This is a genomic window from Chryseobacterium sp. Leaf180, from assembly GCF_001424585.1.
GTDB lineage: Bacteria > Bacteroidota > Bacteroidia > Flavobacteriales > Weeksellaceae > Chryseobacterium.
This window is the reverse complement of record NZ_LMPJ01000011.1, coordinates 37,631-64,133: the sequence shown is the minus strand read 5'-3', so window position 1 is coordinate 64,133 and position 26,503 is coordinate 37,631. Positions and strand designations below refer to the sequence as shown.

Annotated in this window: 23 protein-coding genes; 18 read left to right on the top strand and 5 right to left on the bottom strand. The window is 40.1% G+C overall.

What is annotated here, in order from left to right; translation table 11 throughout:
• Nucleotides 1–89: 89 nt before the first annotated feature.
• The 5 genes from ASG01_RS13225 to ASG01_RS13205 all read left to right on the top strand — a co-directional run bounded on the left by ASG01_RS13225 (nucleotide 90) and on the right by ASG01_RS13205 (nucleotide 5,466).
• Nucleotides 90–2,792, top strand: coding sequence for a valine--tRNA ligase (locus ASG01_RS13225; protein WP_055864494.1), 2,703 nt, complete (start codon nucleotides 90–92; stop codon nucleotides 2,790–2,792).
• A gap of 92 nt (nucleotides 2,793–2,884) precedes the next feature.
• Nucleotides 2,885–3,145, top strand: coding sequence for a GIY-YIG nuclease family protein (locus tag ASG01_RS13220; RefSeq protein WP_055864490.1), 261 nt, complete (start codon nucleotides 2,885–2,887; stop codon nucleotides 3,143–3,145).
• A 97-nt stretch (nucleotides 3,146–3,242) separates the two neighbouring features.
• The gene (locus tag ASG01_RS13215; RefSeq protein ID WP_055864482.1) at nucleotides 3,243–3,884 is read left to right on the top strand and encodes a DUF4241 domain-containing protein; all 642 of its coding nucleotides are present in this window, start codon (nucleotides 3,243–3,245) and stop codon (nucleotides 3,882–3,884) included.
• Nucleotides 3,885–3,927: 43 nt separating this feature from the next.
• Nucleotides 3,928–4,815: a ribokinase gene (locus ASG01_RS13210; RefSeq protein WP_082498385.1), complete on the top strand. Its 888-nt coding sequence runs from the start codon at nucleotides 3,928–3,930 to the stop codon at nucleotides 4,813–4,815.
• Nucleotides 4,816–4,821: 6 nt separating this feature from the next.
• Nucleotides 4,822–5,466, top strand: a complete 645-nt coding sequence (locus tag ASG01_RS13205) for an HD domain-containing protein (protein WP_055864476.1) — start codon at nucleotides 4,822–4,824, stop codon at nucleotides 5,464–5,466.
• 3 nt (nucleotides 5,467–5,469) lie between these two features.
• Here the strand turns inward: ASG01_RS13205 and ASG01_RS13200 are convergent, their stop codons facing one another.
• The 4 genes from ASG01_RS13200 to ASG01_RS13185 all read right to left on the bottom strand — a co-directional run bounded on the left by ASG01_RS13200 (nucleotide 5,470) and on the right by ASG01_RS13185 (nucleotide 10,457).
• Nucleotides 5,470–6,360 (bottom strand): DUF72 domain-containing protein, encoded by an 891-nt coding sequence (locus ASG01_RS13200; RefSeq protein WP_055864473.1) that lies wholly within the window; start codon nucleotides 6,358–6,360, stop codon nucleotides 5,470–5,472.
• Nucleotides 6,361–6,400: 40 nt separating this feature from the next.
• Nucleotides 6,401–6,970: a hypothetical protein gene (locus tag ASG01_RS13195; RefSeq protein WP_055864470.1), complete on the bottom strand. Its 570-nt coding sequence runs from the start codon at nucleotides 6,968–6,970 to the stop codon at nucleotides 6,401–6,403.
• A 97-nt stretch (nucleotides 6,971–7,067) separates the two neighbouring features.
• A complete protein-coding gene (locus tag ASG01_RS13190) occupies nucleotides 7,068–8,726 on the bottom strand; it encodes a ribonucleoside-diphosphate reductase subunit alpha (protein ID WP_055864467.1) in 1,659 nt (552 codons plus the stop codon).
• Between the two features lie 756 nt (nucleotides 8,727–9,482).
• Nucleotides 9,483–10,457: a ribonucleotide-diphosphate reductase subunit beta gene (locus ASG01_RS13185; RefSeq protein WP_055864464.1), complete on the bottom strand. Its 975-nt coding sequence runs from the start codon at nucleotides 10,455–10,457 to the stop codon at nucleotides 9,483–9,485.
• Between the two features lie 433 nt (nucleotides 10,458–10,890).
• On the opposite strand from ASG01_RS13185, the gene ASG01_RS13180 reads away from it, so the two are divergent.
• The 5 genes from ASG01_RS13180 (at nucleotide 10,891) to ASG01_RS13165 (ending at nucleotide 16,329) form a co-directional block, all read left to right on the top strand.
• Entirely contained in the window at nucleotides 10,891–11,580 is a 690-nt protein-coding gene (locus tag ASG01_RS13180) for an ABC transporter ATP-binding protein (protein WP_055864461.1), read from the top strand.
• A 128-nt stretch (nucleotides 11,581–11,708) separates the two neighbouring features.
• Entirely contained in the window at nucleotides 11,709–12,035 is a 327-nt protein-coding gene (locus ASG01_RS15775; RefSeq protein WP_082498378.1) for a four helix bundle protein, read from the top strand.
• Between the two features lie 307 nt (nucleotides 12,036–12,342).
• A complete protein-coding gene (locus tag ASG01_RS13175) occupies nucleotides 12,343–13,572 on the top strand; it encodes an ABC transporter permease (protein WP_055864458.1) in 1,230 nt (409 codons plus the stop codon).
• 160 nt (nucleotides 13,573–13,732) lie between these two features.
• A complete protein-coding gene (locus ASG01_RS13170; RefSeq protein WP_055864455.1) occupies nucleotides 13,733–15,004 on the top strand; it encodes an ABC transporter permease in 1,272 nt (423 codons plus the stop codon).
• Nucleotides 15,005–15,132: 128 nt separating this feature from the next.
• Entirely contained in the window at nucleotides 15,133–16,329 is a 1,197-nt protein-coding gene (locus tag ASG01_RS13165; protein ID WP_055864452.1) for an efflux RND transporter periplasmic adaptor subunit, read from the top strand.
• A 79-nt stretch (nucleotides 16,330–16,408) separates the two neighbouring features.
• On the opposite strand, the gene ASG01_RS13160 is transcribed toward ASG01_RS13165, so the two are convergent.
• Nucleotides 16,409–16,702, bottom strand: coding sequence for a hypothetical protein (locus tag ASG01_RS13160; protein ID WP_055864450.1), 294 nt, complete (start codon nucleotides 16,700–16,702; stop codon nucleotides 16,409–16,411).
• A gap of 144 nt (nucleotides 16,703–16,846) precedes the next feature.
• On the opposite strand from ASG01_RS13160, the gene ASG01_RS13155 reads away from it, so the two are divergent.
• From ASG01_RS13155 to ASG01_RS13120, 8 genes are all read left to right on the top strand, one after another.
• The gene (locus tag ASG01_RS13155; RefSeq protein WP_055864447.1) at nucleotides 16,847–17,176 is read left to right on the top strand and encodes an ArsR/SmtB family transcription factor; all 330 of its coding nucleotides are present in this window, start codon (nucleotides 16,847–16,849) and stop codon (nucleotides 17,174–17,176) included.
• A gap of 56 nt (nucleotides 17,177–17,232) precedes the next feature.
• The gene (locus tag ASG01_RS13150; protein WP_055864444.1) at nucleotides 17,233–17,706 is read left to right on the top strand and encodes a DUF6428 family protein; all 474 of its coding nucleotides are present in this window, start codon (nucleotides 17,233–17,235) and stop codon (nucleotides 17,704–17,706) included.
• Between the two features lie 26 nt (nucleotides 17,707–17,732).
• Entirely contained in the window at nucleotides 17,733–18,344 is a 612-nt protein-coding gene (locus ASG01_RS13145) for a hypothetical protein (protein WP_055864441.1), read from the top strand.
• A 3-nt stretch (nucleotides 18,345–18,347) separates the two neighbouring features.
• Entirely contained in the window at nucleotides 18,348–19,376 is a 1,029-nt protein-coding gene (gene arsB / locus ASG01_RS13140; RefSeq protein ID WP_055864438.1) for an ACR3 family arsenite efflux transporter, read from the top strand.
• A 312-nt stretch (nucleotides 19,377–19,688) separates the two neighbouring features.
• A complete protein-coding gene (glyA, locus tag ASG01_RS13135; protein ID WP_055864435.1) occupies nucleotides 19,689–20,954 on the top strand; it encodes a serine hydroxymethyltransferase in 1,266 nt (421 codons plus the stop codon).
• Between the two features lie 282 nt (nucleotides 20,955–21,236).
• Nucleotides 21,237–21,701, top strand: a complete 465-nt coding sequence (locus ASG01_RS13130) for a regulatory protein RecX (RefSeq protein WP_055864432.1) — start codon at nucleotides 21,237–21,239, stop codon at nucleotides 21,699–21,701.
• A 75-nt stretch (nucleotides 21,702–21,776) separates the two neighbouring features.
• On the top strand, nucleotides 21,777–25,919 hold the full coding sequence (locus ASG01_RS13125) for a T9SS type A sorting domain-containing protein (RefSeq protein ID WP_055864430.1): 4,143 nt from the start codon (nucleotides 21,777–21,779) through the stop codon (nucleotides 25,917–25,919).
• A gap of 59 nt (nucleotides 25,920–25,978) precedes the next feature.
• Entirely contained in the window at nucleotides 25,979–26,176 is a 198-nt protein-coding gene (locus tag ASG01_RS13120) for a hypothetical protein (RefSeq protein ID WP_131725375.1), read from the top strand.
• Nucleotides 26,177–26,503 lie beyond the last annotated feature (327 nt).

Genomic DNA, 26,503 nt, shown 5'->3' with positions numbered 1-26,503 from the left:
AACAAAGTTAAAAATTATTTTAATTAATAATCATAATTTTTTTTCTTTAAACTATTTTTGCAGATTATAAGCGAAAGAAACTAGAATTTATGCAGATTTCAGAGAAATATAATCCACAGGAAACCGAACAGAAATGGTACAAATACTGGCTGGAAAACAAATATTTCCACTCAGAACCAAACGATAAGCCACCGTACACGATTGTGATACCACCTCCAAACGTCACCGGAATTCTCCACATGGGGCATATGCTGAATAATACCATTCAGGATATTCTGGTTCGCCGTGCAAGAATGCAGGGCTTCAATGCCTGCTGGGTTCCTGGTACTGATCACGCTTCAATTGCTACAGAAGCGAAAGTGGTTGCCAAACTGAAATCTGAAGGAATTAATAAATCTGATCTTACGCGTGAAGAATTTTTAAAACACGCATGGGAATGGACAGACAAATATGGCGGAACCATCCTTGAACAGCTGAAAAAACTGGGTTGCTCTTGTGACTGGGACAGAACGAGTTTCACGATGGAGCCAAAGCTTTCGGGTCAGGTAATCAAAGCTTTTGTTGATTTGTATAATAAAGGATTGATTTACAGGGGTTACAGAATGGTAAACTGGGATCCCGAGGCAAAAACAAATATTTCTGATGAGGAAGTAATTTTTAAAGAACAAAACGGGAAATTATATTTCCTTAAATACAAAATTGAAGGAACAGAAGAGTTTCTTTCGGTAGCAACCACACGTCCGGAAACCATTTTTGGAGACACAGCTGTCTGTATTAATCCAAATGATGACAGATATGCCCATCTGAAAGGAAAAAACGTGATTGTGCCTATCGTCAACAGAGTTATTCCTATTATTGAAGATGAATATGTTGATATTGAATTTGGAACCGGAGCATTGAAAATCACGCCTGCTCACGACATCAACGATTACGAAATCGGTAAGAAACACAATCTTCAAATGATTGATTCTCTTGATGACGACGCCAATCTAAATGAGCATGGCTTGCATTATGCAGGAAAAAACAGATTTGTTGTAAGGAAGCAGATCGCAAAAGAACTTGAAGAAAATAATCTTTTGCTGAAAGCAGAAGATTACAACAATAAAGTAGGAACATCTGAAAGAACAGGAGCCGTCATTGAGCCTAAAGTTTCTGTTCAGTGGTTCCTTAAAATGTCTGAATTAGGGAAGCCGGCTTTGGATGTTGTAATGGATGATGAGGTGAAATTTTATCCCGAAAAATTCAAAAACACTTACAGACACTGGATGGAAAACATCCGCGACTGGAATATTTCCCGCCAGCTTTGGTGGGGACAGCAGATTCCTGCATTCTATTATGGCGACGGTGAAAATGATTTCGTAGTTGCCGAAAATATTGAAGATGCATTAGAACTTGCGAAGGAAAAATCTCAAGTTTCAAACCTTCAAATTTCAGATCTCCGTCAGGATGAAGACGCTCTCGACACATGGTTCTCATCATGGTTGTGGCCCATGTCGGTTTTTGACGGACTCAATAATCCGGAAAACCAGGAAATTAACTATTATTATCCAACTTCCGATCTTGTTACAGGTCCGGACATTATTTTTTTCTGGGTTGCCAGAATGATCATGGCGGGATTAGAATACAGAAAGGAAATTCCATTTAAAAATGTTTATTTTACAGGAATTGTAAGAGATAAAATTGGCAGAAAAATGTCTAAATCTCTTGGAAATTCTCCCGATCCCCTGGATTTGATCGAGCGTTACGGAGCTGATGCAGTGAGAGTAGGAATTATGATGAGTTCTGCAGCCGGAAATGATTTGAAATTCGATTCTGAGCAGATTGATGAAGCAGGAAATGTTTTGACTGAAAAGCAGGTAAAACAGAGGATGGAAGAAGGAAAAGATTCAATTTACACCTCTCCACTTTGTGATTTGGGAAGAAATTTCGGAACTAAAATCTGGAATGCATTCCGACTGATCAATATGTGGAAACATGAAGATAAATCTGCCAACTCCACAGAAATTCAGACTATAGAATGGTTTGAAAATCAATTAAATAAATCAACTGCAGATATCAATGATCAGTTTGATAAATTCAGGATTTCTGATGCATTAAATTTAATTCAGAAATTAATTAAAGATGATTTCTGCGGTTGGTATCTTGAGGCTATCAAACCCAATTTCGGAGAAGGAATTTCAAAAGAAGTTTACACGAAGACGATTGCGTTATTTGAAGAACTGATGAAGCTGCTACATCCGTTTATGCCTTTCCTTACAGAAGAATTGTGGCAGACGATTTCAGAAAGAAAGATTGAAGATGCTTTGATGATTGCCCAGCAGAAGAAATCAGAAAGTTTCGACGAAGCAATCATTAAAAACTTCGAAACGGCATCTGAAATTATTTCCGGAATCAGAAATTACCGCCAGACCAAAGGAATTTCTCCGAAAGAGATTGTGGAAGTCTACACGAATGCTTCAGAACTTGCGAATGAGCCTGTCATCAAAAAACTGGCTAATGTTGCTGAAATTCATTTCGGAACAAAAACAGAGGTACCGAGTTTTACATTCCTGGTTGGTTCAATAGAAATCTCAATCCCTTTAAGTGAAAACTTAGATTTAGGAGAAGAAAAAGAGAAAACCGAAGAAGAATTAAAATATTTAAAAGGCTTCCTGATTTCAGTAGACAAAAAGCTTTCCAATGAAAAATTTGTTGCCAACGCTAAACCTGAAGTGGTAGAAGTAGAGCGCAAAAAGCAGAAAGATGCTATTGATAAGATTGCACTTTTAGAAGAGAAACTGAAAAGTTTATAACGCTTCGACTTCGCTCAGCGTGACAGATAAATAATGTAAACTGGTAATGTAAGATCTGTCAGGCTGAGCGGAGTCGAAGCCTTATTATTAATATGAAAAATTATTTTGTTTACATATTAAAATGTTCAGACGACTCTTATTACACAGGAGTTACAAATGATCCTGAGACAAGGCTCGTACAACATCAGTCTTGCAACCATCCGAGTAATTATACGCATAAAAGAAGACCTGTTGAGATGGTTTTTTGCTGTGAGTTTAACGATGTAAATCAGGCAATAGCCTTTGAAAAACAAGTAAAGGGTTGGAGCAGGAAAAAGAAAGAAGCGATTATTAACGACAACTGGGAAAACTGAAAGAATTATCCGTCTGTCAAAATAAAAGTCACTCAGATAATATTAAGATAGATAAAGACTTTGACTCCGCTCAGCCTGACACTCAAAAAAAACTAAAATGACACACCTTGAAAATATACAGAAACTCTTCTCAAAAGACTTTGTAGAAAGTCCGTTGCTGGAAAGTTTTGATGTGGGAAAAATCTACCTGGCGACCGGAAATCTGGTAGCCTGCGATCCGTTGATTACTAACGATATGCTGCCTTTTACAATGGTTTTTCCGCAGGGAAATTTTCCTGTAACGGTGCACAAAGAGCGCGAAAGCAATTGTGTGGCGTATGTTGAGGTCGTTTTCAGTGATAAAAAAATTGTAGGCTGGGAACTTGCCGTGACTGAAAATCAGAATCTGAAAGATCTTTCGGAAGGTGAAGTTTTTGGCTATCCTGTCGAAAGCGGAATGGGCTGCCTGATGGATGTGCGTACGCAGGCCGACCTGAATGAGCTCGAACAGAAACTGTATCACAGCAAAGGCGTAGATTTTACAGGAATTTATGAAGAGTTTTTTCATCAGCATTTTTTTGATGAAAAAGGTGCGATCGATCAGTTTGCTTTTTTGAAACCTTCGGAAGAAAATCCGGGAACTATTTTCGCTTTTGAAGCCGGCTACGGGGAAGGATTTTACGCCAGCTACATCGGTTTGTCGGCAGACGGACAGCCTGTGAAACTGATTACCGAGTTTATCGAAATTTTGGTAAGCTAATTGAGGTATTTATAGAAGTTTAAATAATATTTTTCGAATGCAAATCAACATTACTTCTGAATCACCAAAAATCATCGTCGTAGGCAGTTGCTCACTCGATCTGATAATGTATACCGACAAAATTCCTGCGCCTAACGAAACGGTTTTGGCAAAAAATTCTGAAAGTTATTTTGGCGGAAAAGGTGCCAATCAGGCGGTGGCAGCTTCGCGGCTGGGCGCCTCGGTACATTTTATTGGTTGCGTCGGGATGGATCCCCTGGGCCAGCAGATCATGCGGAATTTGGTGAATGAAAATGTAAATGTTGGATTTGTAGGCGAATGCGACCGCGAACCGACAGGAACTGCGTATGTGACGATGAGCGGCGGCGAATCCGCAATTGTTGTCGTTCCTGCTGCCAACCGCAGTTTAAAAATCGAACACATTGAAGCAGCTTCAAAATACATTCACGCCGCAGATCTTGTACTTTTACAGCTTGAAATTCCTTTGGATGTAGTAGAATATACGGTAAAAAAGGCCAAGGCATATGGAAAGATTGTCGGACTCTATGCTTCTCCAGGTTTGGCTTTGAAAGCGGAAATCATTGATTTGGTCGATTTTATCGTTGCTAAAAGTGGCGAATTGGAAATCATTTTTGGTGATGACCAGCGTGAGAAAGTGTTGAAAAAATATTTTAATAAAGTTTTTATCCGTGACGAGACCAATTCTACCGTTTATTTTGACGGAACGGAAATGAAATATTTCAGAAATGAAAATTCCAGCATGGTCCATAAAATGGGAATGGGCGACGCTTTTACAGCAGGCTTTGCCATTGCTTTGTGCCACAAAAATACGATCGAAGACTGTGTGAAGTTCGGAAATGAAGTGTCCTCGCGCGTGTCTTTAGGAAAAGGTGCGCAGACAGCACTTCCAAAGCTTTCAGATTTTAAATAATTTCAGATGAATCATTTTATTCAGCAGACGGTTGATTTTGTAAAAGAAAAACTGCACGGCGCCGAAGCCGGCCACGATTGGTTTCACATAGAAAGAGTGTGGAAACTTTCCAAAAAAATTGCCGGGAAAGAAAACGCTGATTTATTAGTGGTAGAACTGGCCGCTTTACTTCACGATATTGCCGATCCTAAATTTCACAACGGCGACGAAACGCTTGCTTTAAGAATTTCTTACGATTTTCTGCATAAAATACATGTTCCTGAAGAAACTGTTGAAAAAGTTCTGTTTGTCATTCAGCATATTTCATTTAAAAACAGAGCAGAGGCACCGCAAAATTCACCAATAGAATTAAAAATTGTGCAGGATGCCGACCGTTTGGACGCGATTGGTGCCATGGGAATTGCCCGGACTTTCAACTTTGGCGGATTCAAAAACAATCTGATGTACCACCCGGAAATGCCGCCGAAAATTGGGATGTCAAAAGAAGAATATAAAAAATCTGACGGCACAACGATCAATCATTTTTATGAGAAATTACTGCTTTTAAAAGATATGATGCATACTTTTGAAGCAAAAGAAATGGCCGAAGAAAGACATCAGTTTATGCTGAATTTCCTCGACCAGTTTTATAAAGAATGGAATGTTGATTAGATCTTAAAACAGCGTTCCGGGTTTATCCTGCGCCATTTGTGGGATTTTCAGATCGGTTTTCCAGGATTTATTTAATTCCTGAATAAAATGAGCAGACAACAGAGGCGATGCTTTTTCAAGATTCTGATGCACAAAGAAGTAGAGATTTTCCAGACCCTCTTTTTTCCATTTTGTAAGCCTTTCCACCCAGTCGTTCAGGCGGTCATAATCGCTTTCATGATTGGCTCCGACGTATCGGATAAACGCAGAAGTCGTCGTCAACCGCATATGCAGCATGTCTCGGCGGCCGGCCGTATCTACAATAATGTTGGTAATGTTGTTTTTCTCAAAAAGTTCGCAGGTTTTGTCTAAAATTTCGTCATCGGTAAACCATTCGGTATTGCGCAGTTCGATCGCAAGCGGAACTTCTTTTGGCCATTTATTGACGAACTGCTCCAGCCTTTCGTAATCTTTGGGTTTGAAATTATCATGCAGCTGCAGGAAAACCATTCCCAGTTTTTTGTCGAAATGTAATACGGCCGAGGCAAACTGCGTCACGACATCATCAATATTCAGAAGCCGTCGGAAATGGGAAACCGTATTGGTAATTTTCGGGAAAAACTTAAAATCTTCAGGTGTTTTTTCTTTCCAGGTTTCTACCTGTTCAGGCGTTGGCATACCGTAAAATGTGGCATTAAGTTCAATCGAATTGAACTGGGTTGCGTAATACGTGAGCTCGTCTTTTGTGCCTTTTGGGTAAAATCCTTTCAGATCGGTTTTGTTCCATTTGGCGCATCCGACAGAAATTGTATCGATGCCTTGTTTATGTTCCGCGAGAATTTCCTGGGTTCTCGGATGATCTTTAGGTAATGTAAAATCTATGTTTGAGGGATCGTCTACTTGTCCGAATTTCATAACTGTTGATTTAGTTTTGGAGTATTAAAAATAGCAGAATCTAATTAAATTTTAAAAGTTTTTCTGCTGTTTTAAGATATTTGATTTCTAATTTATTCCTGTTGATTTGGATAAAAAATCTGTCTGGATAGAAAGATTTAACAAGCCATTTGTTTTTTATTTTTTCGTTTAAAACTTTCTTTCCGACTGCCAGATTTTTTCTGATATTAAGATATTCATCATGTATAATTTCATATTCATCAATGTTCTCATCACTGCTGTCAAAACCATACCATTTTCCATTTTGTTTTAAAATTATAGGGGTGTAATACGTTCTCCTGTGAATGAATTCATCCTTTTCATTTTTTACAAGATAAATGATGGCATAATCGTAAACAGAATATTGAATTTGATTCATGTGAGTATATGAATTGAAGACGAGAGTATCAGTTTTAATCTCCTCATCAAAGGCTTGTTCCACTTTATAGACATTTCTATATTTTAGATTAAAACTGTCATCGGCTTTCACTCTTTCGACGGAAATTTTCTTACCTACAAAGGCATAAATTTTAGTTTGAGAATAAATAAAATTGACAATTGAAATCAGCAATATGATTATGAGTTTTTTCATTTGTGTAAATTAAATAAAAAACCGCAGAAAAAATTCCCACGGTTTATATTCACAGCCAACTTGGCTCTTTTTTACTTTTTACTTGACTCTTTTCAGCCTACGCTTCACAAGCCGAACAGCTCACAAAATTCACCATCATTTCCTTAGAAACAGACGAACTTCTTTGGTAATACAAAGTTTTCACACCTTTTTTCCAGGCCTCGATGTAAAGATAATTGACGTCTTTCACAGGCATCGTAGACGGAATCTGTAAATTCAGAGATTGTGCCTGATCGATGTACTGCTGTCTTTGTGCAGCCTGAGAAATAATCTCCATCGGAGAAATTTCTTTGAATGTTTTAAATACTGCTTTTTCTTCGTCAGTCAGTTCATTCAAATGCTGAACAGAACCATGATTCAACATAATTGTTCTCCATGTTTCTTCATTGTCAAGACCTTTTTCTTCCAACAATTTAGCAAGATATTTATTCTTGCGCATGAAGTTTCCTTTTGCCAGACCAGCTTTGTAATAATTTGATGCAAAAGGCTCAATTCCAGGAGAAGTCTGTCCTAAAATCGCCGAACTTGAAGTGGTTGGCGCAATCGCCATTACCGTGGTATTTCTCATTCCGTAACCTTTTAAGATTTCCGGTTCTCCGTAGATGTTTGCCAGTTCTTTTGAAGCGATATCCGCCTGAGCTCTGATGTGTTTGAAAGCTCTTGCATTAAACTGTGTCGCTTCAAAACTCTCAAAAGGAATCATATTTTTCTGAAGATAAGAATGGTAACCCAAAACTCCCAAACCAAGTGCTCTGTGACGCATTGCGAAGTCTCTCGCTCCCTTTAGATAGTAATTTCCTTCCGTTTTTTCGATAAATTCAGACAGAACAGCGTCAAGGAAATAAATCGCCAACTGTACAGCGTTCGTATCTTTCCACTCGTCATATAATTCTAGGTTCATAGAAGAAAGACAGCAGATAAAAGATTCCTCTCTGGTAGAAGGAAGCATAATTTCCGAACAGAGATTACTCGCATTGACGGTCAATCCAAGATCTTTATATACCTGAGGTTTGTTTCTGTTCACGTTATCGGTGAAGAAAATATACGGAAGACCTTTTTGCTGACGGCTTTCCAAGACTCTTGCCCAGATTTTACGCTTGTCGGCATCACCGTCAATCATATCCTGCATCCAGTAATCTGGTACACAAATCCCTGTGAACAGGTTCTGAATCGGACTTCCGATGTCTTTAATTGATAAAAATTCTTCAATATCGCCGTGGTCAACATCAAGATAAGCTGCAAAAGCACCTCTTCTTACACCACCCTGAGAAACCACATCCATTGAAGTGTCAAACAGTTTCATGAACGAAACCGCACCGGAAGATTTTCCGTTATCCGTTACCGCAGTTCCTCTGTTACGAAGTTCCCCGAAATAACCCGAAGTTCCACCCCCGATTTTTGTCTGCATGATCACTTCACCCATTTTGTGGGTAATTCCTTCAATGCTGTCCGGAATATGCACGTTGAAACAAGAGATTGGAAGACCTCTCTGCGTTCCCATATTCGCCCACACCGGAGAAGAAAAACTGATCCATCCTTTCATGATCATCTCCTTAAAAGCCGGCTGCAGTTCAGGTTTGTATAGTTTTTTTGCTGCAGCAGTCGTGATTCTGTCGATTGCACCGTCTACAGTTTCGCCTTTCAGAAGGTATCCTCTGTTCAGCATTTGCTCAGATTCTTCGTTGAGCCACCAGATATTGTTGTTTTGTTCTTCCATTTTTTATATTGTAAAATGCAGTTTATGCATTGTTTTGTTAATTTTTAGGGAGCAGAAAATTTAGTCTTTCTCCTCACTTTTCTACCTGCTTTCGCTATATCTTTTTTGTGATTGCGGACAACGTTAATTTACCATTTTCGCTGTTCTGCCATCGCAATCACACAAAAGGATGCCGCTGCAATCAGGGCTAAGATGACGTTTTGTTTTTCTTTAGACTCCAGCCAAACCTAACGGGTTTTCAAAACCCATTAGGTTTACAAAACACATTAAAACCCCCTTTCATTTTGAAAAGCAATATGTCTTCAGCCTTCGGAAAAAGCAATCTCTTTCAATCGGTTAATCTTCCCACTTCTGAATCAACCTTGACAAGGTTCTTTGCGCAAAAAATACTTTTTTTAAGTTTTGGCTAAAGCCAGATGAACTTCTTCTCTTTTGAAAACGAGCTAAAGCCCGTTCCTATTAATCCTTACCAAACCTAGCTGGTTTTACTCATTTATTTAATATTATCGTTGCGAGGAACGAAGCATCTCAACTTTTGAGCTTATGCTTCGACATGCTCAGCATGAAATCTCTAATACTAACTGTTTCGGCGCTCGCTTCACTCGCGCCCCGACTTGAACGAAGCTCTTTTTGTTATTGCGATTCGAAAATAGTTCAAAAAACAACTTCTGCTCTGTCGCAATGACAAAAAAGCGGGAGTGGAAGGCGGAAATAGGCGCCCAAATAATCTTAAACCTTGAATTTTAAATTTTAAATCTAGAAAAGATCATTCGCCGTAATACTCTTATCGTGCTTCGTATAATCCACCGGTCTTTTTGCGAAGAAATCATCCATAGAATTGGCGAAAACTTCCTCTTCAAACCATTTCATAGGGCTGTACTGCTCTGCAGTGGTGTTGTATCTTTTTTCCATGTAGATTTTTTCAAGACTTTCGTCAACACGGTATTTCATGAAGTTAATTAAATCCTGTTTTGAGAATTTATCAAGTTCGCCCATTTCAAAAATCCAGTCAAGAATTTCTCCCTCAAGCTCGATAGACTGGTCTACCAAAGTATAAATATCTTCAATATCAGAATCAGTTAAAAGATCCGGCTGCTCTTCACGGATTTTGTTGATTAGATAAATTCCGCCGTTCGCGTGAATCTGCTCATCAATAGACGTCCAGGCAATAATATTGGAAACATTTTTCAGGAAACCTTTGAATCTTGTAAATGATAAAATAATGGCAAACTGCGAGAACAGAGACACATTCTCAATCAGAATACTGAACAAAAGCAGAGAGGAAACATATTCTTTCGGCGTTGCAGAATTGGCGTGTTTCAGCACGTTGGATAAGAAATCAATTCTTTTTTTCAACGCAGGAACTTCTACAACCTGAGAAAATTCTTCGTTATATCCCAAAACTTCCAGCAAACGCGAATACGCTTCAGAATGACGGAATTCACATTCTGCAAATGTAGATCCCAAACCGTTCAGTTCAGGTTTTGGTAGGTGATTGTAAAGGTTTCCCCAAAATGACTTTACCGAAACTTCGATCTGAGCAATCGCCAAAAGTGCATTTTTTACCGCATTTTTCTCGTGCGGCTCCAGCTGCGACTGAAAATCCTGAACATCTGCCGTGAAATCAACTTCCGAGTGCACCCAGAAAGATTTATTAATCGCTTCTGTAAACTGAAGAACTTCAGGATACTCAAATGGCTTGTAGCTTACTCTTTTATCAAAAATTCCCATATCGTAATTTGTAGTGTGTGTTGTTGTTTAAAAAAATCTGCACAGAAATTTCCGCACCGTAATATATCGTAATGAATTGATTGTCTTTATTTTGCAGAGATATTCACTGCGCGATTCATCCTGAAAATGGCTTTCCCGTGAGAGGTACAAAGTTAGAAAACACAACCTGATTTTGAAAGGGCAAAAGACTAATCGGCTGACTTTTAACCTTAAAAGTTTTCCACAATTGCCTGAAACCACGCGTAGGTAAAGGCTGACGCACTTTCTTTGCGGAAAACCTGCATCTGCAAAGATTTAGGTTTAAACAATAAAATGCAATTAATTTATAATCAGATTTTTAAGCATTAAACAGATTGTGAAAATGAACTTTTCGTGAATGATGTAACAAATAGGTTTTCATTGCTACTTATTAAAGGTAAATATCAATCAAAATATGCTGGTAATTCAGGATCTACACAAGTCGTACGACACCGGAAAGAGCAGTCTGCACGTGCTGAAAGGAATCAATCTCACGATAGGTGAAGGCGAGTTTGTTTCCATCATGGGAAGCTCGGGCAGCGGGAAATCTACGTTGCTGAACATCATCGGTATTCTCGACGAAAAAGATTCCGGCGTGTATAATCTCGACGGTATTCCTATCGAAGATCTGAATGAAGTGAAAGCGGCAGAATACCGCTCGCGGTTTTTGGGATTTGTCTTCCAGTCTTTCAATTTGATCGGTTACAAAACAGCACTTGAAAATGTGGCTTTGCCGTTATATTACCAAAATGTTCCGCGCAAAGAACGGAATCAGCGCGCCATGGAATATCTTGAGAAAGTCGGTCTTGCGCAGTGGGCAGATCACCTTCCGAATGAACTTTCGGGCGGACAGAAACAGAGGGTAGCAATCGCTCGTGCCCTGATCACCAACCCAAAAGTCGTGCTGGCTGATGAACCGACCGGGGCTTTGGATTCCAAAACCACACACGATATCATGAAGCTTTTGCAGGATATTAACGGCGAAGGGAAGACCATCATCGTCGTAACGCATGAGCCCGATGTGGCCGCTCAGACCAAACGAAATGTCATCCTCCGCGACGGCATTATCGAAAGCGATGAGTTTATTCAGCAGTTGGTGCTTTAGAATCAGTGGTGAACAGTCAGTTTTGCTTTTGCAAGTGAATTTTTAAGATATGATTTTGTGGTAAATTCTACAGAAAATGTGAACTTTTAAAAAGTGAAAAAAGGTTTTTAAATCTTAATCATTACAGTCTGGATGTTTACAAAGTTGCCAGAGAATTAAGATTTGAATGTTATAGAGTTATAAAATTTCTTCCTCATGAGGAAAGATTTAATCTGACTGATCAGATCAGAAGAGCGTCAACTTCCGTTGTTTTAAATATGACAGAAGGCTGTTCGCGGAAATCTGAGACCGAAAGAAAAAGATATTTTGAAATCGCCAGAGGTTCGGTAATAGAGTTAGATTCTTGTTTTGACATAGTCATAGAATGTGATTATGTACAAAAAGTTGATTTAGAAAAAACTGGAAAATTAATAAAGACCACTTTCATTTTACTAAGTGGAATGTTTAAAAGTTAAAAGTGAACACTCAATTTTGCTTCACAAATAAGTTTGATTATAATTAAAAATTAACCACCGAAGAAATTGACAACGCAGTTAATTGACTTCAAAGAAAATTCAAAGTGCAGATGATTAACATTTTTAAAAGAATATGAGCAGAATTTAATTAACAATTAACTCAAAGAAAATAAATTGACGTTGAAAATAATTGACTTGCGAAGCAAAATTCACTGCGAAGTAAATTGACAAAAAAAATTCACAATTAACTTGCGAAGCAAAATTCACAGCAAAGCAAATTCACTTTGTACCAAGTAAAAAACAAATTATGTTTGATCTCGACCGTTGGCAGGAAATATTCAGTTCAATACGCAGCAACATCCTGCGTACGGTGCTCTCCGGCTTCACTGTAGCCCTCGGACTCTACATTTTTATCGTGCTTTTCGGCATTGGAAACGGTCTGCAGAATGCCTTTCAGGATGGTTTTACACGAGATGCGCAGAATCTGATTACGATTTTTACCGGCCGTGCGAATCTTCCTTTTGCTGGATTGCAGGCTGACCGCGATATTTCATTAAACAACGACGATTACAGTGCACTGATAAAATCAGATCCGGATAAAGTACAGTATTCTACACCGAGATACTCGACGAATTTTCTGGTGAAATATGGCAAAGAAAGCGGCAGTTACCAGATTTCGGGAGCCAATGATCAGGAATCGTTTATCGAAAACCGCGTACTGATGAATGGCCGTTTTATTTCAGATAAAGACATCACCGACCGGAAATTAGTGGCCGTTATAGGCCGAATGGTGCAGCGCGATTTAATTAAAAATGGCGACCCGATTGGCAAAGAACTGCAGATCAACGGAAGTGTTTTCAAAGTGGTGGGCGTGTATTCGGATGAAGGCGGCGATTTTGATGAGCGGATGATCAGCATTCCGATTTCCACGCTACAGCAGATTAAAAAAGGTTCCGATACCATCAACAATATCTTTATTGCCTACGATGAAAACCTGAAACCGGATCAGGCTATTGAGTACGGTAAAAAACTCGAAAAAGAACTCCGGAGCCGCAAAAAGGTTTCACCGGATGACGAAAATGCAGTTCGTATAAATAATAAAGCAGAAGGTCTTAAAGATTCTTTTACTTTCCTTTTCGTAATCACGATGATTGTCGGATTTATCGGTATGGGAACGCTGTTGGCGGGCATCATCGGTATCAGCAACATCATGGTGTATATCGTGAAAGAGCGCACCAAAGAAATCGGTGTGCGGAAGGCGATTGGTGCCAAACCGCGCAGCATCGTCGCGCTCATCATGCAGGAAAGTATTGTGATCACCGTGATTTCAGGTTTTGTGGGTGTAGGAGTCGGTATTTTAACGTTAGAATTAATCGGCGACAGCCTCGAGCAGTATTTCATCAAAGATCCTGGTGTGGGTTGGGGATTGATCATCGCAGCTTTTGTCTGTCTGGTTTTGTCGGGTTTAATTGCCGGATTTATCCCGGCGTACCGCGCTTCCAGAATACGCCCGATTGAAGCTCTGAGAACAGAGTAATTTGTTAATGATGAATGATGAATGATGAATGATGAATGATGAATTCAAATATTAAATTTCAAATCAAAATAACGCCTAAAAGCAGCATTTACATCGTAGCGAATTGATATAATAAAGTGAAAGCTTACCACTCATAATGCATAACTTATAATTAACCAAAGTGAACATCATATTTAAAAAAGATACCTGGCAGGAGATCTATTTTTCATTGAAAAATAATAAACTCCGCACCTTTCTCACCATGATCGGCGTGGGCTGGGGCATGTTCCTTTTTGTGAGTCTGCTCGGGGCAGCAAAAGGTTTGGAAAACGGCTTCAACAGGCTTTTCTCAGGTTTTGCCACCAACTCAATTTTCATGTGGGCGCAGACAACGTCGATTCCGTATGACGGTTTCCCGAAAGGCCGTGAGGTCGATCTCCGTCTTCCGGATATGCAGTTGTTGGAAAAGCGGATCCCGCAGATCGATTACATTTCACCGCAGAATTCACGCGGAAGTTTCGGCAGTGCTGGCGAACAGATGAGCCGCAACGGCAAAAGCGCAGTGTATACGTTGACAGGCGATTATCCGGTAGGGAACAAGATTGCCGAGAAAAAACTCATTTTCGGACGTTACCTGAATGATGCCGACGTGAGCGGAAATAAAAATGTAGCCGTCATCGGTGAAGCGATTTATAAAAACTTTTTCGACGCCAAGAAAAACGAGGATCCGATCGGGAAATCGATTACCGTAAAAGGGCTTTTCTTTAACGTAATCGGCGTCTATAAAGTGCCGAAAGCGGGCGGCCCAAACAGCAATGATACGACGGTTTTTATTCCGCTGTCGACTTTTACCAAGATTTTTAATGACGGCGACAAGGTTGATTTTTTTGCCATCGTCAGCAAGCCGGAGGCAAATCTTTCGGTTGTGGAAGATCAGGCGAAAGATGAACTGAAAAAGAAAAATAATGTTTCGCCCGAGGATACCAATGCTTTCGGAAGTTTCAATCTCGGGAAGATATTTGGAAAAGTCACCGGTTTTCTCACTGGAATGCAATTGCTGACCATCATCGTAGGAACACTCACGATTATCGCGGGGGTGATTGCAATTTCAAATATCCTTTTGATTACGGTAACAGAACGAACCAAAGAAATCGGGATCCGGCGAGCGTTGGGCGCCAAACCTTCAGAAGTGCGCAACCAGATTTTGCTCGAAAGTGTCGTCATTACACTCTCTTCCGGACTTCTGGGATTCATCTTCGGAATTCTGCTGTTGATTGTGGCGGATCTTTCCACGCAGAATCAGGATTCGTTTCCGTTTTACAACCCGACGGTCAACTACGGTGAGGTGTTTGGAGCGATGGGCATAATGATTTTGCTGGGTCTGCTGATCGGTTTGATTCCTGCACAGCGCGCCGTGAAAATCCGCCCGATCGAAGCGTTGCGAAGCGAGTAATTGTTTTAATGATGAATGATGAATCAATAATGACAAATGACAATTGTGAATAATTTTTTAAGTCTGAAGTCTGAAGTCTCAAATCTCAAGTCTGAATCTCAAATCTCAATTTTAAATAAATAAACGATATGAAAAAGAAGTTTACCTTTAAAAAAGGCCTGTATATATTTCTCGGGCTCTTGCTGGCGGCAGGGCTGATTTCCGGGATTGTATATCTCGTAAAATCAAATTCCAAACAGAGCGAAGCATTTCTGACGCGCAAACCTGTGGTGCAGAATATGGAAGACAAAGTAATGGCGACCGGCAAAATCGTTCCGAAAGAGGAAATCGAAATCAAGCCCAACATCGCCGGAATTATCGATAAAATTCTCGTGGATGAAGGCGACCGCGTACAGGCCGGACAGCTCATTGCGACCGTTCGTATTGTTCCGAATTTGGCTGAGGTAAACAACGCGCAGCAGGAGGTGTTAAACTCGCAGCTGCAGATCAGCAATGCCAAAATGAACGTGGCGAATATGCAGAAGCAGTTCGAAATGCAGAACAGACTCTATACACAGGGCGTGATTTCAAAACAGGAATTCCTTACCTCACAGCAGAATCTGTACTCAATGCAGCAGGCAGTACGCAATGCCAATCAGCAGCTGAATACAGCTCAGAAAAGATTACTGATCGCAAAAACGGGTGCAACTCCGGAATTACAGGGCCTGGCAACGACACAGATTCGCTCAAAAGCCTCGGGAACGGTTTTGGAAGTTCCGGTGAAAGTCGGAAGTCAGGTGATTGAGGCCAACTCATTCAACGCAGGAACAACGATTTGCTCGATTGCTGATCTGAACCGCTTGATTTTTCAGGGTGAAATCGATGAGGCGCAGGCAGGGAAATTAAAACAGGGAATGAACATGAACGTTGTGATCGGTGCGTTGCAGAATAAAACCTTCCCGGGAAAACTCACAATGATTGCCCCGAAAGGGAAAGACAACAACGGAACCATCAAATTTCCGGTGGAAGGCGATGTGTATAATCCGAACAATGAATACATCCGCGCCGGCTTTTCTGCAAACGGCGAGATCGTGATGAGTTCACAAAAAAATGCTTTACTTCTGGATGAATCTCTGGTGCAGTACGAAAAAGTCAATGGTAAAGACAAACCTTTTGTGGAAGTAAAACAGGCCGACGGCACCTTTAAAAAAACCTACATCAGACTCGGCGCAAGCGACGGAATCAAAGTTCAGGTACTTTCAGGTCTTGATAAAAATGCAGATGTAAAAGTGTGGAATCCTTCCGATAAAGATAAAGAAGAACTGAAGGAGAAATCAGGAAAATAAATGTTGCGGAAAATTAGCTTAAAATAAAAAAGTCCCGGTAATGCGGGACTTTTTTTTGGTTTACAGTAAAGACTTAAAATCAGCTTAAAAACTTGATTTCTTTATCTTTAAAGTTATTAGACGCCACCACTTTGCTCATCGTAGCAAGCATTTTGCGGCGCAGTTTGGCCAGTCGGCGGATGTTTTTATCCGTACTGAAATCGAAAATGTCGTCATTGAAACTGAAGGTGTCACCTTTCTCAAAACTGATGTTATTTTCCTTAATCTCGCCCTCAAGCATCAGATTGGTAATGCTCGTGAGAAGCTGATGTTCAGATTCACCCAGCGATTTCAAAGACTTCAGCAGCTGCTTTTTGTATTTTTTCTTTCCCATAATATCAGTCGTATTTTACTTTTTTTCGGTAAAGGCAAAGATAAGCCTTTAAGACGGTTTATAAAGAATAAGCAGGACACGAACCGCTAAAAAAAGATTTTTTTAAAATTTAATATCGTAATATTGCAATACTAATACGCAATGATGGGTCTCACAAAAACGGAAATTTTCAGCGATAAACAAAACAGGCTCGCAACGTTGTTCAAAGTACTGGCGCATCCGGCAAGAATTGCGATTCTTCAGCACATCATCAGTCAGAAAGCGTGTATCTGCAATGATTTGGTGGAAGAACTTGGTTTGGCGCAGGCCACCATTTCCCAACATTTGAAAGAAATGAAAAATTCCGGAATCATAAAAGGAACGGTCGAAGGAAAATCGGTCTGTTACTGTATTGATGATGAGGTCTGGAAAACGGTGCAGAGCGAGATGCAGTCTTTTTTCACTCAGGATACAAAGACGGATTCGTGCTGCTAAAAATTTAATCTGTATCACCGTAATATAGCAATATAACATATATTAAACATTCAATCATGAAACTTTCAGAAATAAAAGAAATTTTAAAGTCGGTGGAAAACGTAGACTTCCAGTTGGAGAACGGAACGTTTGTTCCCGAACATTTTCACGTAACGGAAGTGGGAGAAATTTCCAGAAAATTCATCGACTGCGGTGGTACCATGCGCTCAGAAAAAGTGGTCAACTTTCAGCTGTGGAATGCTGATGATTTTGAGCACCGCCTGAAACCGCAGAAATTATTAAACATCATCAGACTTTCTGAACAAAAACTGGGCATTGAAGATGCTGAAATTGAAGTGGAATATCAATCGACCACAATCGGAAAATACGATTTGGACTTTAATGGGAAAAACTTTGTTTTAGTCAATAAAACAACTGCGTGTCTGGCCCAAGATGCCTGCGGAATTCCCTCTGAAAAGCAAAAGAAAAACTTAAATGAACTGACTGCAAATCCTTCAAATACCTGTACTCCGGGAAGTGGATGCTGCTAAGTTTTTTTTAAGTTAAACAAATCTTAATGGATCAGAACATCAGAAACCGTTGCGAAATCCTCAGCAAAAATTTTAAAGAAATCAATGCTGAAAGAAAAATTTTATTGGAGAAATTAGCCAATCATATTCAGGAAAAATTGAATTCTGAAAAAGAGATCAATCTGATTTACGTTTGTACACACAATTCTCGCAGAAGTCATTTAGGACAGGTTTGGTCAAAAGTTGCTGCCGATTTTTATGGTTTCAGCATCAATACTTTTTCTGCCGGAACAGAGGCTACTGCTTTCAATGAAAATGCCATCAACACTTTGATTGCCGCAGGTTTTGAAGTGAAAAAATTAGATGGGAATCCTAACCCAAAATCTGACGTGATTTTCGGGGATGGAAAATCGAGTCTCTGTTTTTCTAAAACCAGTGATGATGAAAGTCTTCCCAAAGAAAACTTTGTAGCCGTTATGACTTGTGGCGATGCAGACGAAAACTGTCCGTTTATTCCGGGTTGCGATCTTCGAATAGGAACAACCTACTTTGATCCGAAATCTTTCGATAATTCCGTTCTTCAGGACGAAAAATATACGGAAAGAAGCAACCAGATTGCGATGGAATGTTTGTATGTTTTTTCTTTAATTAAAAAATAATTGATGCAATCCAAACTCAAATTTCTCGACCGTTTTCTTACCCTTTGGATATTCCTTGCCATGGCAATTGGTGTCGGTTTAGGCTATTTATTCCCCAGTATTTCAGAAATCACCAGTTCGCTTTCTGTGGGAAACACCAATATTCCGTTGGCGATCGGTTTGATTCTAATGATGTATCCGCCACTTGCGAAAGTTGATTATGCGCTGCTGCCAATGGCGTTTAAAGATAAAAAAGTACTGTCATTATCGCTTTTTCTCAACTGGATTATCGGCCCGGTTTTGATGTTCATCTTAGCTATTATTTTTCTCAAAAATGAGCCGGATTATATGGTCGGTTTGATCCTGATCGGTTTGGCAAGGTGCATCGCCATGGTCATCGTGTGGAATGATTTGGCGAAAGGAAATCGTGAGTACGCCGCACTTTTGGTGGCCTTGAACAGTATTTTTCAGATCTTTTCTTACAGTTTTTTCGTGTGGCTCTTCATTAATATTTTGCCGCAGAAATTAGGTTTGGGAGATTTCAGTGTTTCGGTACCGATGCGTGATGTGACGGAGAGCGTCTTGATCTATCTCGGAATTCCTTTTCTGGCAGGCTTTCTGAGCCGGTATTTTTTGATTAAATTAAAAGGAATGGAATGGTACAGCCGAAAATTTGTTCCGAAAATTTCTCCGGTCACATTATACGCATTACTGTTCACGATTGTTCTGATGTTCAGTCTGAAAGGTGACAGAATGGTAGAACTTCCGATGGATGTTTTGAAAGTGGCTGTTCCGTTGGTCATTTATTTCGTACTGATGTTTTTCGTCAGTTTTTTCATTAATCGGTCGGTGAATGTGCCGTATGATAAAAATGCTTCAATAGCATTTACCGCCACCGGAAACAATTTTGAACTGGCGATTGCGGTCGCAATTTCGGTCTTCGGAATTCATTCTGCACAGGCATTTGTTGGGGTGATCGGTCCGTTGGTGGAAGTTCCGGTGTTGATTTTACTGGTGAAAACAAGCCTTTGGCTGAAAAAAAAGTGGTACTGAAACTTTTTCCTCTGATTAACGTTTAATAATGCACGGTGGTCCGCAATCTGTTATAATTAAAAATACCTTGTATTTCTTTGTCAAGTTAACGCCGTTGTCTAATTTAAAAACGGGCAATATTTGAAAATTCCCTATTTGACCATCCGTTTAATTAATAACAGTGATCAATAACGGGTATGCATAAATAATTTCATCGAAATCTTAATGCAGCATGTATTTCAGAAAATCCTTATTCCAAGCCGATTAAAATCATCACGCACATTCAGCCAAAATTCCTTATTTTTGAACGTAATTAAAATCAGAAATAAATACATGGACGTAATATTTGACCTCATCGAAAAAGAAAAAGCCAGACAGTTGCACGGTTTGGAACTCATTGCCTCAGAAAACTTTGTATCAGAAAACGTGATGAAAGCCATGGGCAGCGTGCTCACCAACAAATATGCAGAAGGGTATCCCGGAAAAAGATACTACGGCGGTTGTGAAGTGGTAGATGAGGTGGAAACCCTGGCGATCGACCGGGCAAAAGAACTTTTCGGAGTGGAATATGTCAATGTACAGCCGCATTCCGGTTCTCAGGCGAATGCCGCATTATATCTTTCGATCCTGAAACCGGGTGATAAAATCATGGGGATGGATCTTTCGATGGGCGGACATTTAACGCACGGATCGGCAGTGAATTTCTCGGGAATTCAGTACGAGGTCGTTTCTTACGGCGTTAAACAGGATTCCGGACTGATCGATTACGACCAGATGCGTGAAGTGGCGCTCCGTGAAAAACCGAAAATGCTGATTGCCGGTTTCTCGGCGTACTCCAGAGATTTGGATTATGCGAAATTCCGTGAAGTGGCCGATGAAATTGGCGCAACGCTTTGGGCTGATATTGCGCATCCTGCAGGGTTAATTGCAAAAGGTTTGCTGAATAATCCGTTTGAGCATTGTCACGTAGTAACCACAACAACGCACAAAACCCTTCGTGGTCCGCGTGGCGGAATGATCATGGTCGGCAAAGATTTTGAAAATACCTACGGACACAAAACCCCGAAAGGCGAAATCAAAATGATGAGTCAGGTGCTCGACAGCGCCGTTTTCCCTGGAATTCAGGGTGGTCCGCTGGAAAATGTAATCGCAGCGAAAGCCGTGGCTTTTCAGGAAGCGATTGATGGAAAATTCTTAACCTATGCCAAGCAGGTTCAGACCAATGCGCAGGCTTTGGCAAAATCGATGATCGGTTTGGGATTCGATATTGTGAGCGGCGGAACCGACAATCATTTAATGCTGATCGATCTGAGAAACAAAGGCGTGAACGGGAAAGAAACCGAAAAAGCCCTGGTGAAAGCCGATATCACCTGCAACAAAAATATGGTGCCGTTTGACGATAAGTCACCGTTTACCACCTCTGGCATCCGTCTGGGAACAGCGGCGATTACTACGAGAGGGTTAAAGGAAAACGATATGCAGACGATTGCCGAACTCATTTCCGAAGTGGTGGCTGACATCAAAAATGAAAACGTAATGGCTGAAGTCCGCAAGAAAGTAAATGGACTGATGGAAGGCAAAGCACTGTTCAATTATTAGCAGCCTGTAAGAAACTCGCTTTACGCGGTAAGCTTTTTAAGATAAAAATAGAAAAGAGGTGCAGATAATTTTGTGCCTCTTTTCATAGCCATCCACCAACCGCCTAAAGCCATCCGCTAATAGCCATCAACCATCCGCCAACAGCCAACAGGTAAAAGCCAATAGCCATTAGCCAACTGCCATCATTCATCATTGATAATTAATCATTAACCGTTAATTTCGCCTAAAGCCTAAAGCCTAAAGCCTAAAGCCATTAATCATTAACCATTAACAACTGCTTTCATGTCCGATAAAAAACTCTTCACCTTTGAGGAAACCAAACAGAAGCTCGTCAACTACTGCGTGTATCAGGACCGCTGCCATGCCGAAGTGGAGCAGAAGATGCGCGAATTTGTTCTGATTCCCGAAGCAAAAGAGGAGATTTTGCTGTACCTGATGCGGGAAAATTACCTGAATGAAGAGCGGTTTGTGCGCAGCTACATCCGTGGGAAATTTTACATCAAACACTGGGGCAAAAACAAAATTAAGATGCATCTGAAGCAGAAAGGCATTACGGAAAAGTTAACAGATAAATGTTTTGATGAGATTGATCCCGACGATTATGAAAAAACCTTGCGTCGCCTCATAGAGAATTATTCAGATAAGATTTCGGGAATGCAGGATTATAAGAAAAAGAGTAAAACCATTACCTATCTGATGGGTCGCGGGTACGAATACGACCTGATTACACAGGGTTTTGAGACTTAATAGTAACTTAATTTAAGATTTTTGTTTGTGTTTCAAAAATAATTTTAGATTTGTAGGGATATAAATTTAAAGATTATGAAACACAAATTATTATTTCCGAAAATGCTCTGGGCGTTTTTGATGGTGCTCTCCTCGGTGTGGGGATGGGGGCAGAATCTATTATACACTACAGGATTCGAAAGTGGATTTGCAACGAGTCAAAGTTATCAATCAACAGTTACTACTGGTCCCTCAGGTGGTACATGGAAAACTTATTATGGCACTCCAAGTACAACGGGTGCTATTTCAGGTTTTGTATCTCAACAAATAAGAATTTATAACGACGGCAATATTGGATATACTCAAACTGAATTTGGAACGGCAAATATTAGCAAAGTTACTTTCAAAGCTAAAAACTCTGCGGCAAACACAAATGTAAAAGTTGAGTATTCTCTAAATGGCGGTAGTGCATGGCTCGGCGCTACATTATTCACTTTATCAACAACGGTTGCAGACTATGAGTATTTCACAAATCTTTCAGGTAATAACGCTGGTGTAAGAATAAGGTTTACATTAGTAGGAAGTGCACCGAACACTGGTAATAAGCAAATTTATATCGATGATATAAGTTTTTATGACGCAATTAGTAGTAATCCTAATCTTTCAATATCTGGAACAGCTTCTAATGGATCAACTTGTCCCAATACAGCAGCAACACCGGTAATCTATACGATTACAAATACAGGGACTTTAGATGCAACAGGCATCAATGTTTCTTCCAGTGATCCTCAGTTTTCTGTTTCAGGATTGTCTACTACTACCATCACTGCAGGGTCATCAGCAACTTTCAACGTAACTTTTACTCCGACATCAGGAGGGAGTAAATCTTCAGTAATCACTGTTACAAGCACTACATTGGGAAGTAACAGTCCAACATTGGCTGTTTCGGGAGTCGGATCTCAAAACGTTCCTGCCACAGTTACTACAAACGCTGCATCGGCGGTAACATCAGGTACAGCAACTTTTAATGGAAATGTGAGCGCTTTAGGGAGCTGCCCGTCATCAGTTGAGAAAGGTTTTGTCTACGGAACGGCTGCAGGTGTTTACGGGAATCCTGTCGTGGTGGGAAGTTCTGTTTCAACAGGAAATTATATATATGATGTAAGCTCGCTTTCTGCTGGAACTGTTTATTACTATAAAGCATACGTAAAAGATGCAAATGGAGTATCAGCTTTTGGTTCCGAAAGAACATTTACAACATTAAATAATCCTGTTCTTGCAATTTCAGGGACGGCATCAAACGGTTCAGCTTGCCCGAATACATCAGCAGCTCCAATCACTTACACAATTACAAATAATGGAACCGTAGATGCAACTGGGGTAACAGTATCTTCCGGCAATAATCAGTTCGCTTTGTCAGCACTTTCTTCTGTAACGATTGCTCCCGGAGCAACGTCAACTTTTACAACTACTTTTACACCAACTTCATCAGGAAATAAAACCGCAACATTAACAGTTACAAGTACGACTGCCGGAAGCAATACGGCAACATACAGTATCTCGGGGATAGGATCTGCTTCAACTTCAGGTGCTGTACAGTCGGGTATTGCTACAAATATCGATTATATTTCAGCAGGTCTAAATGGAAGCATAACATCTTTAGGAACTTGCCCAGCTACAGTTGAAAAAGGGTTTATTTACAGCACCACAAGTGGTGCAGGAAGTACTTATCCGACTTCTAACATCATGCCTGTTGGAAATGCAGCTGTAACAACAGGAGCTTATTCATATAATTTAGGCTCATTATTAAATGGAACTACTTATTATTATCGTGCTTATATAAAAGATGCCAATAATAATTACATATACAGTTCAACAGAAAGATCTTTTACGACGCTTTCTCCTGCAACTCAAATAGTTTTTGATAATATACCTGCAACGGGATTTGTTAATATAAACCTTTCTGCATTTTCAGTTAAAGCTGTAGCTGCTAATGGTACTACGGTAGATACGGGTTATTCAGGAGGTGTTACTTTAGCTAAAGTAAGTGGAGCAGGTACGCTATCAGGAACAGCAACTGTAAATTTTGTAAATGGTATAGCAAATTTCTCAGATATAAAATTTGATACAGCTGATACATATGTAATTTCTGCAACAGCAGGGAGTTTCCAAACAGTAAACTCGAACAATATTATTATATCCCCGGTCTACGCTGGCGTGGGAAGATTTGAAAAAATTTCTTCTTTAAATGATCTTACAGACGGTTATTATGTAATAGCAGATGAAAATAATGCTGTAAGAGCGATCAATACGGTTTCTTCCGGTATTTTAGCAACAGCTGCATTGGGAGCTTCAAATAATGAGATTATAAACCCATCTATTAATAGTGTATGGAATTTAGTTTCTAATAGTGGCTCTTATTCAATTCAAAATTCTTTAGATAATAAATATTTAAATTATACAGCAAGCAGCACTAACCTTTCAACTGAAACAAATTTGACTAGCAACCAGCAGCGATGGAATATTACGTATCAGTCCGGCATATTTTCTGTTAAAAACCTTCTTGATCAGGATAGAATGCTAAAATATAATTCTGGACTTTCTCCTACGGGATTCAAAGCATACGGACCAAGCAGTCAATTACCTGAAGTTAGTTTATATAAAAAGATAGAAACAACCTCTTGGAACGGCTCATCATGGTCAAATGGTTTGCCTACTGGAAAAGATGTTGTCATCACGGGTAATTATTCCACTACTACACAACCTGCTTTTACAGCAAAAAATATCTCTATCAAAAACAGCGGTGTCCTCGAAATTACTTCCGGCAACACCATCACCGCAAATAACGTAACCGTAGAAGATGGTGGAAACCTGATCCAGAGAGATGGCGGCGTATTAACATTACCAATAACAGGAGCATTCAATGTTCAGAAAAATACAGCATCCGTACCGTTGAAATACGTCTTCTGGTCTTCACCGGTAGCCGCTCAGAATATCTTTGATATCTATCCTTCAGGAAATCAGCCGCAGTATGTAATGACCTATAATACAGCTACCAATTTTTATACGCAGATCCCGAATGCAGCCTCAAACTTTACGGCAAATGCCGGCGTGGGATACTCCGTGAAAATGCCGGCTAATTCACTTACAGGCGTAAACTATGGTGGTTCGGCGAAAACCCCAAACAACGGAAACATCACGGTTCCTTTGAGCAACGCCGGAAACGGTTTTAACCTGATCGGAAATCCATATCCTTCCAATATAAATTTAGTAGATTTCCTCGCAGCCAATCAGGCAAACATCGCATCTACTTTATGGTTCTGGGATAATTCGGGCGGATCGGTATCGACGCAGACGGGCGCTACGGCAACGAACAACAGTTATGCGACATTTAATGCTGCAGGAACAGGAACATGGGTAGCGGCGCCGAATAGCACCTCTGCAAATACCACAGCTCAGCTGAATGCAAATGGTGCGGTAGCAAAAATAGGGCAGGGTTTCATTGTAAAAGCATTGACGGCCTCCACCGCATTATTTAACAACACAATGCGTACCGCAACAGTAGGAAACTTCATGAATAAAAACGTGAATGCTGAAGGCAAATTCTGGTTAAAAATGACAACTTCTTACGGGGCAAATCTTACCCAGGCGGTTACCTACGGTCAGGGTGCAACAGATGCCTTAGATAACTTCGATTCAAAAGCAATGAGTACAGGCGCCGATGCATTCTTCAGTACAGTGGGAACTGATAAAGTGATCATTCAGGGTCGTGCACCGTTTGCAGCAACGGATATTGTTCCTCTGGGAACAAAACATTTTGAATCCGGAAACTTTACAATTGCCTTAGAGGCAAAAACCGGACTATTCGCAACCGGACAGGCAATTTATCTTCACGACAAACAGCTGAATACCTACACCAATCTTCAGAATCAGAGTTACACATTCTCATCAGCAGAAGGGGAGTTTACCAGTCGTTTTGAGATCGTATATACAGCAGGATTATTGGCGACTTCGGAAGCAGCAAAATCAGATTTTGAAATATACAGAGAAGGAGATCATTTTGTAATCAGGAACAGCAAAAAGATTGAGTCGGTAGAAGTATACGATGCAGCAGGAAGAAAAATCATCACATTGGTTCCGAATGCATTGTCTGCGGAAATCAGACTGGACACAAAAGGAATGTACATCGTAAAAGCGGTATCGGCCGGAAAAGAATTCACCAAAAAAATTAGTAAATAACAGAAAGATTCATTCTTATGAAAAAGATAATCATCATATTCGGACTGTCGGTTTCATCCGTGGCTTGGAGCCAGCAGTCAGACAATCCATACATCTACGACGAACCACACGAATCCACGATGCGTGCTGATGGGGACGCACCGGCAGAACCGGGAGATCCTCCAGGAAATCCAATAGACAGTTATATTCCTTTATTGATGGTTGCAGCCCTCGGTTTAGCCATAGCGTACGGAAAAGCCAGAAAAACGGCTCAGTAAATCACAGCATATTTTTCAACAAAACTCCTGCATCCGCAGGAGTTTTTTATTTGAACTCCACATTTTAAAAGTACGGTCAAAAAAATCAGTAATAAAAACCCGATAGTATCAGATCCACCTAAAACAGGAACTCATATTTTAGAATTTCCTCCCTCCAACCACCATTAAACATTAACACATGGTCATTTCATTCATCATTAATATTTCATCATTAACCATTAACTATTAACCATTAACTATTAACCATTAATAATTAATCATTAATCACTCCCCAATTAAATATATTTCATAATTCATAATTTATAATTCTCTTACTCCATTCATCAT

What these genes read in the sequence shown, in the direction of transcription:
- ASG01_RS13225 (WP_055864494.1), top strand. Translation starts at nt 90, where the DNA reads ATGCAGATTTCAGAGAAATATAATCCACAGGAAACCGAACAGAAATGG.
- ASG01_RS13220 (WP_055864490.1), top strand. Translation starts at nt 2,885, where the DNA reads ATGAAAAATTATTTTGTTTACATATTAAAATGTTCAGACGACTCTTAT.
- ASG01_RS13215 (WP_055864482.1), top strand. Translation starts at nt 3,243, where the DNA reads ATGACACACCTTGAAAATATACAGAAACTCTTCTCAAAAGACTTTGTA.
- ASG01_RS13205 (WP_055864476.1), top strand. Translation starts at nt 4,822, where the DNA reads ATGAATCATTTTATTCAGCAGACGGTTGATTTTGTAAAAGAAAAACTG.
- ASG01_RS13200 (WP_055864473.1), bottom strand. Translation starts at nt 6,360, where the DNA reads ATGAAATTCGGACAAGTAGACGATCCCTCAAACATAGATTTTACATTA.
- ASG01_RS13195 (WP_055864470.1), bottom strand. Translation starts at nt 6,970, where the DNA reads ATGAAAAAACTCATAATCATATTGCTGATTTCAATTGTCAATTTTATT.
- ASG01_RS13190 (WP_055864467.1), bottom strand. Translation starts at nt 8,726, where the DNA reads ATGGAAGAACAAAACAACAATATCTGGTGGCTCAACGAAGAATCTGAG.
- ASG01_RS13185 (WP_055864464.1), bottom strand. Translation starts at nt 10,457, where the DNA reads ATGGGAATTTTTGATAAAAGAGTAAGCTACAAGCCATTTGAGTATCCT.
- ASG01_RS13180 (WP_055864461.1), top strand. Translation starts at nt 10,891, where the DNA reads ATGCTGGTAATTCAGGATCTACACAAGTCGTACGACACCGGAAAGAGC.
- ASG01_RS13175 (WP_055864458.1), top strand. Translation starts at nt 12,343, where the DNA reads ATGTTTGATCTCGACCGTTGGCAGGAAATATTCAGTTCAATACGCAGC.
- ASG01_RS13165 (WP_055864452.1), top strand. Translation starts at nt 15,133, where the DNA reads ATGAAAAAGAAGTTTACCTTTAAAAAAGGCCTGTATATATTTCTCGGG.
- ASG01_RS13160 (WP_055864450.1), bottom strand. Translation starts at nt 16,702, where the DNA reads ATGGGAAAGAAAAAATACAAAAAGCAGCTGCTGAAGTCTTTGAAATCG.
- ASG01_RS13155 (WP_055864447.1), top strand. Translation starts at nt 16,847, where the DNA reads ATGGGTCTCACAAAAACGGAAATTTTCAGCGATAAACAAAACAGGCTC.
- ASG01_RS13150 (WP_055864444.1), top strand. Translation starts at nt 17,233, where the DNA reads ATGAAACTTTCAGAAATAAAAGAAATTTTAAAGTCGGTGGAAAACGTA.
- ASG01_RS13145 (WP_055864441.1), top strand. Translation starts at nt 17,733, where the DNA reads ATGGATCAGAACATCAGAAACCGTTGCGAAATCCTCAGCAAAAATTTT.
- arsB (WP_055864438.1), top strand. Translation starts at nt 18,348, where the DNA reads ATGCAATCCAAACTCAAATTTCTCGACCGTTTTCTTACCCTTTGGATA.
- glyA (WP_055864435.1), top strand. Translation starts at nt 19,689, where the DNA reads ATGGACGTAATATTTGACCTCATCGAAAAAGAAAAAGCCAGACAGTTG.
- ASG01_RS13130 (WP_055864432.1), top strand. Translation starts at nt 21,237, where the DNA reads ATGTCCGATAAAAAACTCTTCACCTTTGAGGAAACCAAACAGAAGCTC.
- ASG01_RS13125 (WP_055864430.1), top strand. Translation starts at nt 21,777, where the DNA reads ATGAAACACAAATTATTATTTCCGAAAATGCTCTGGGCGTTTTTGATG.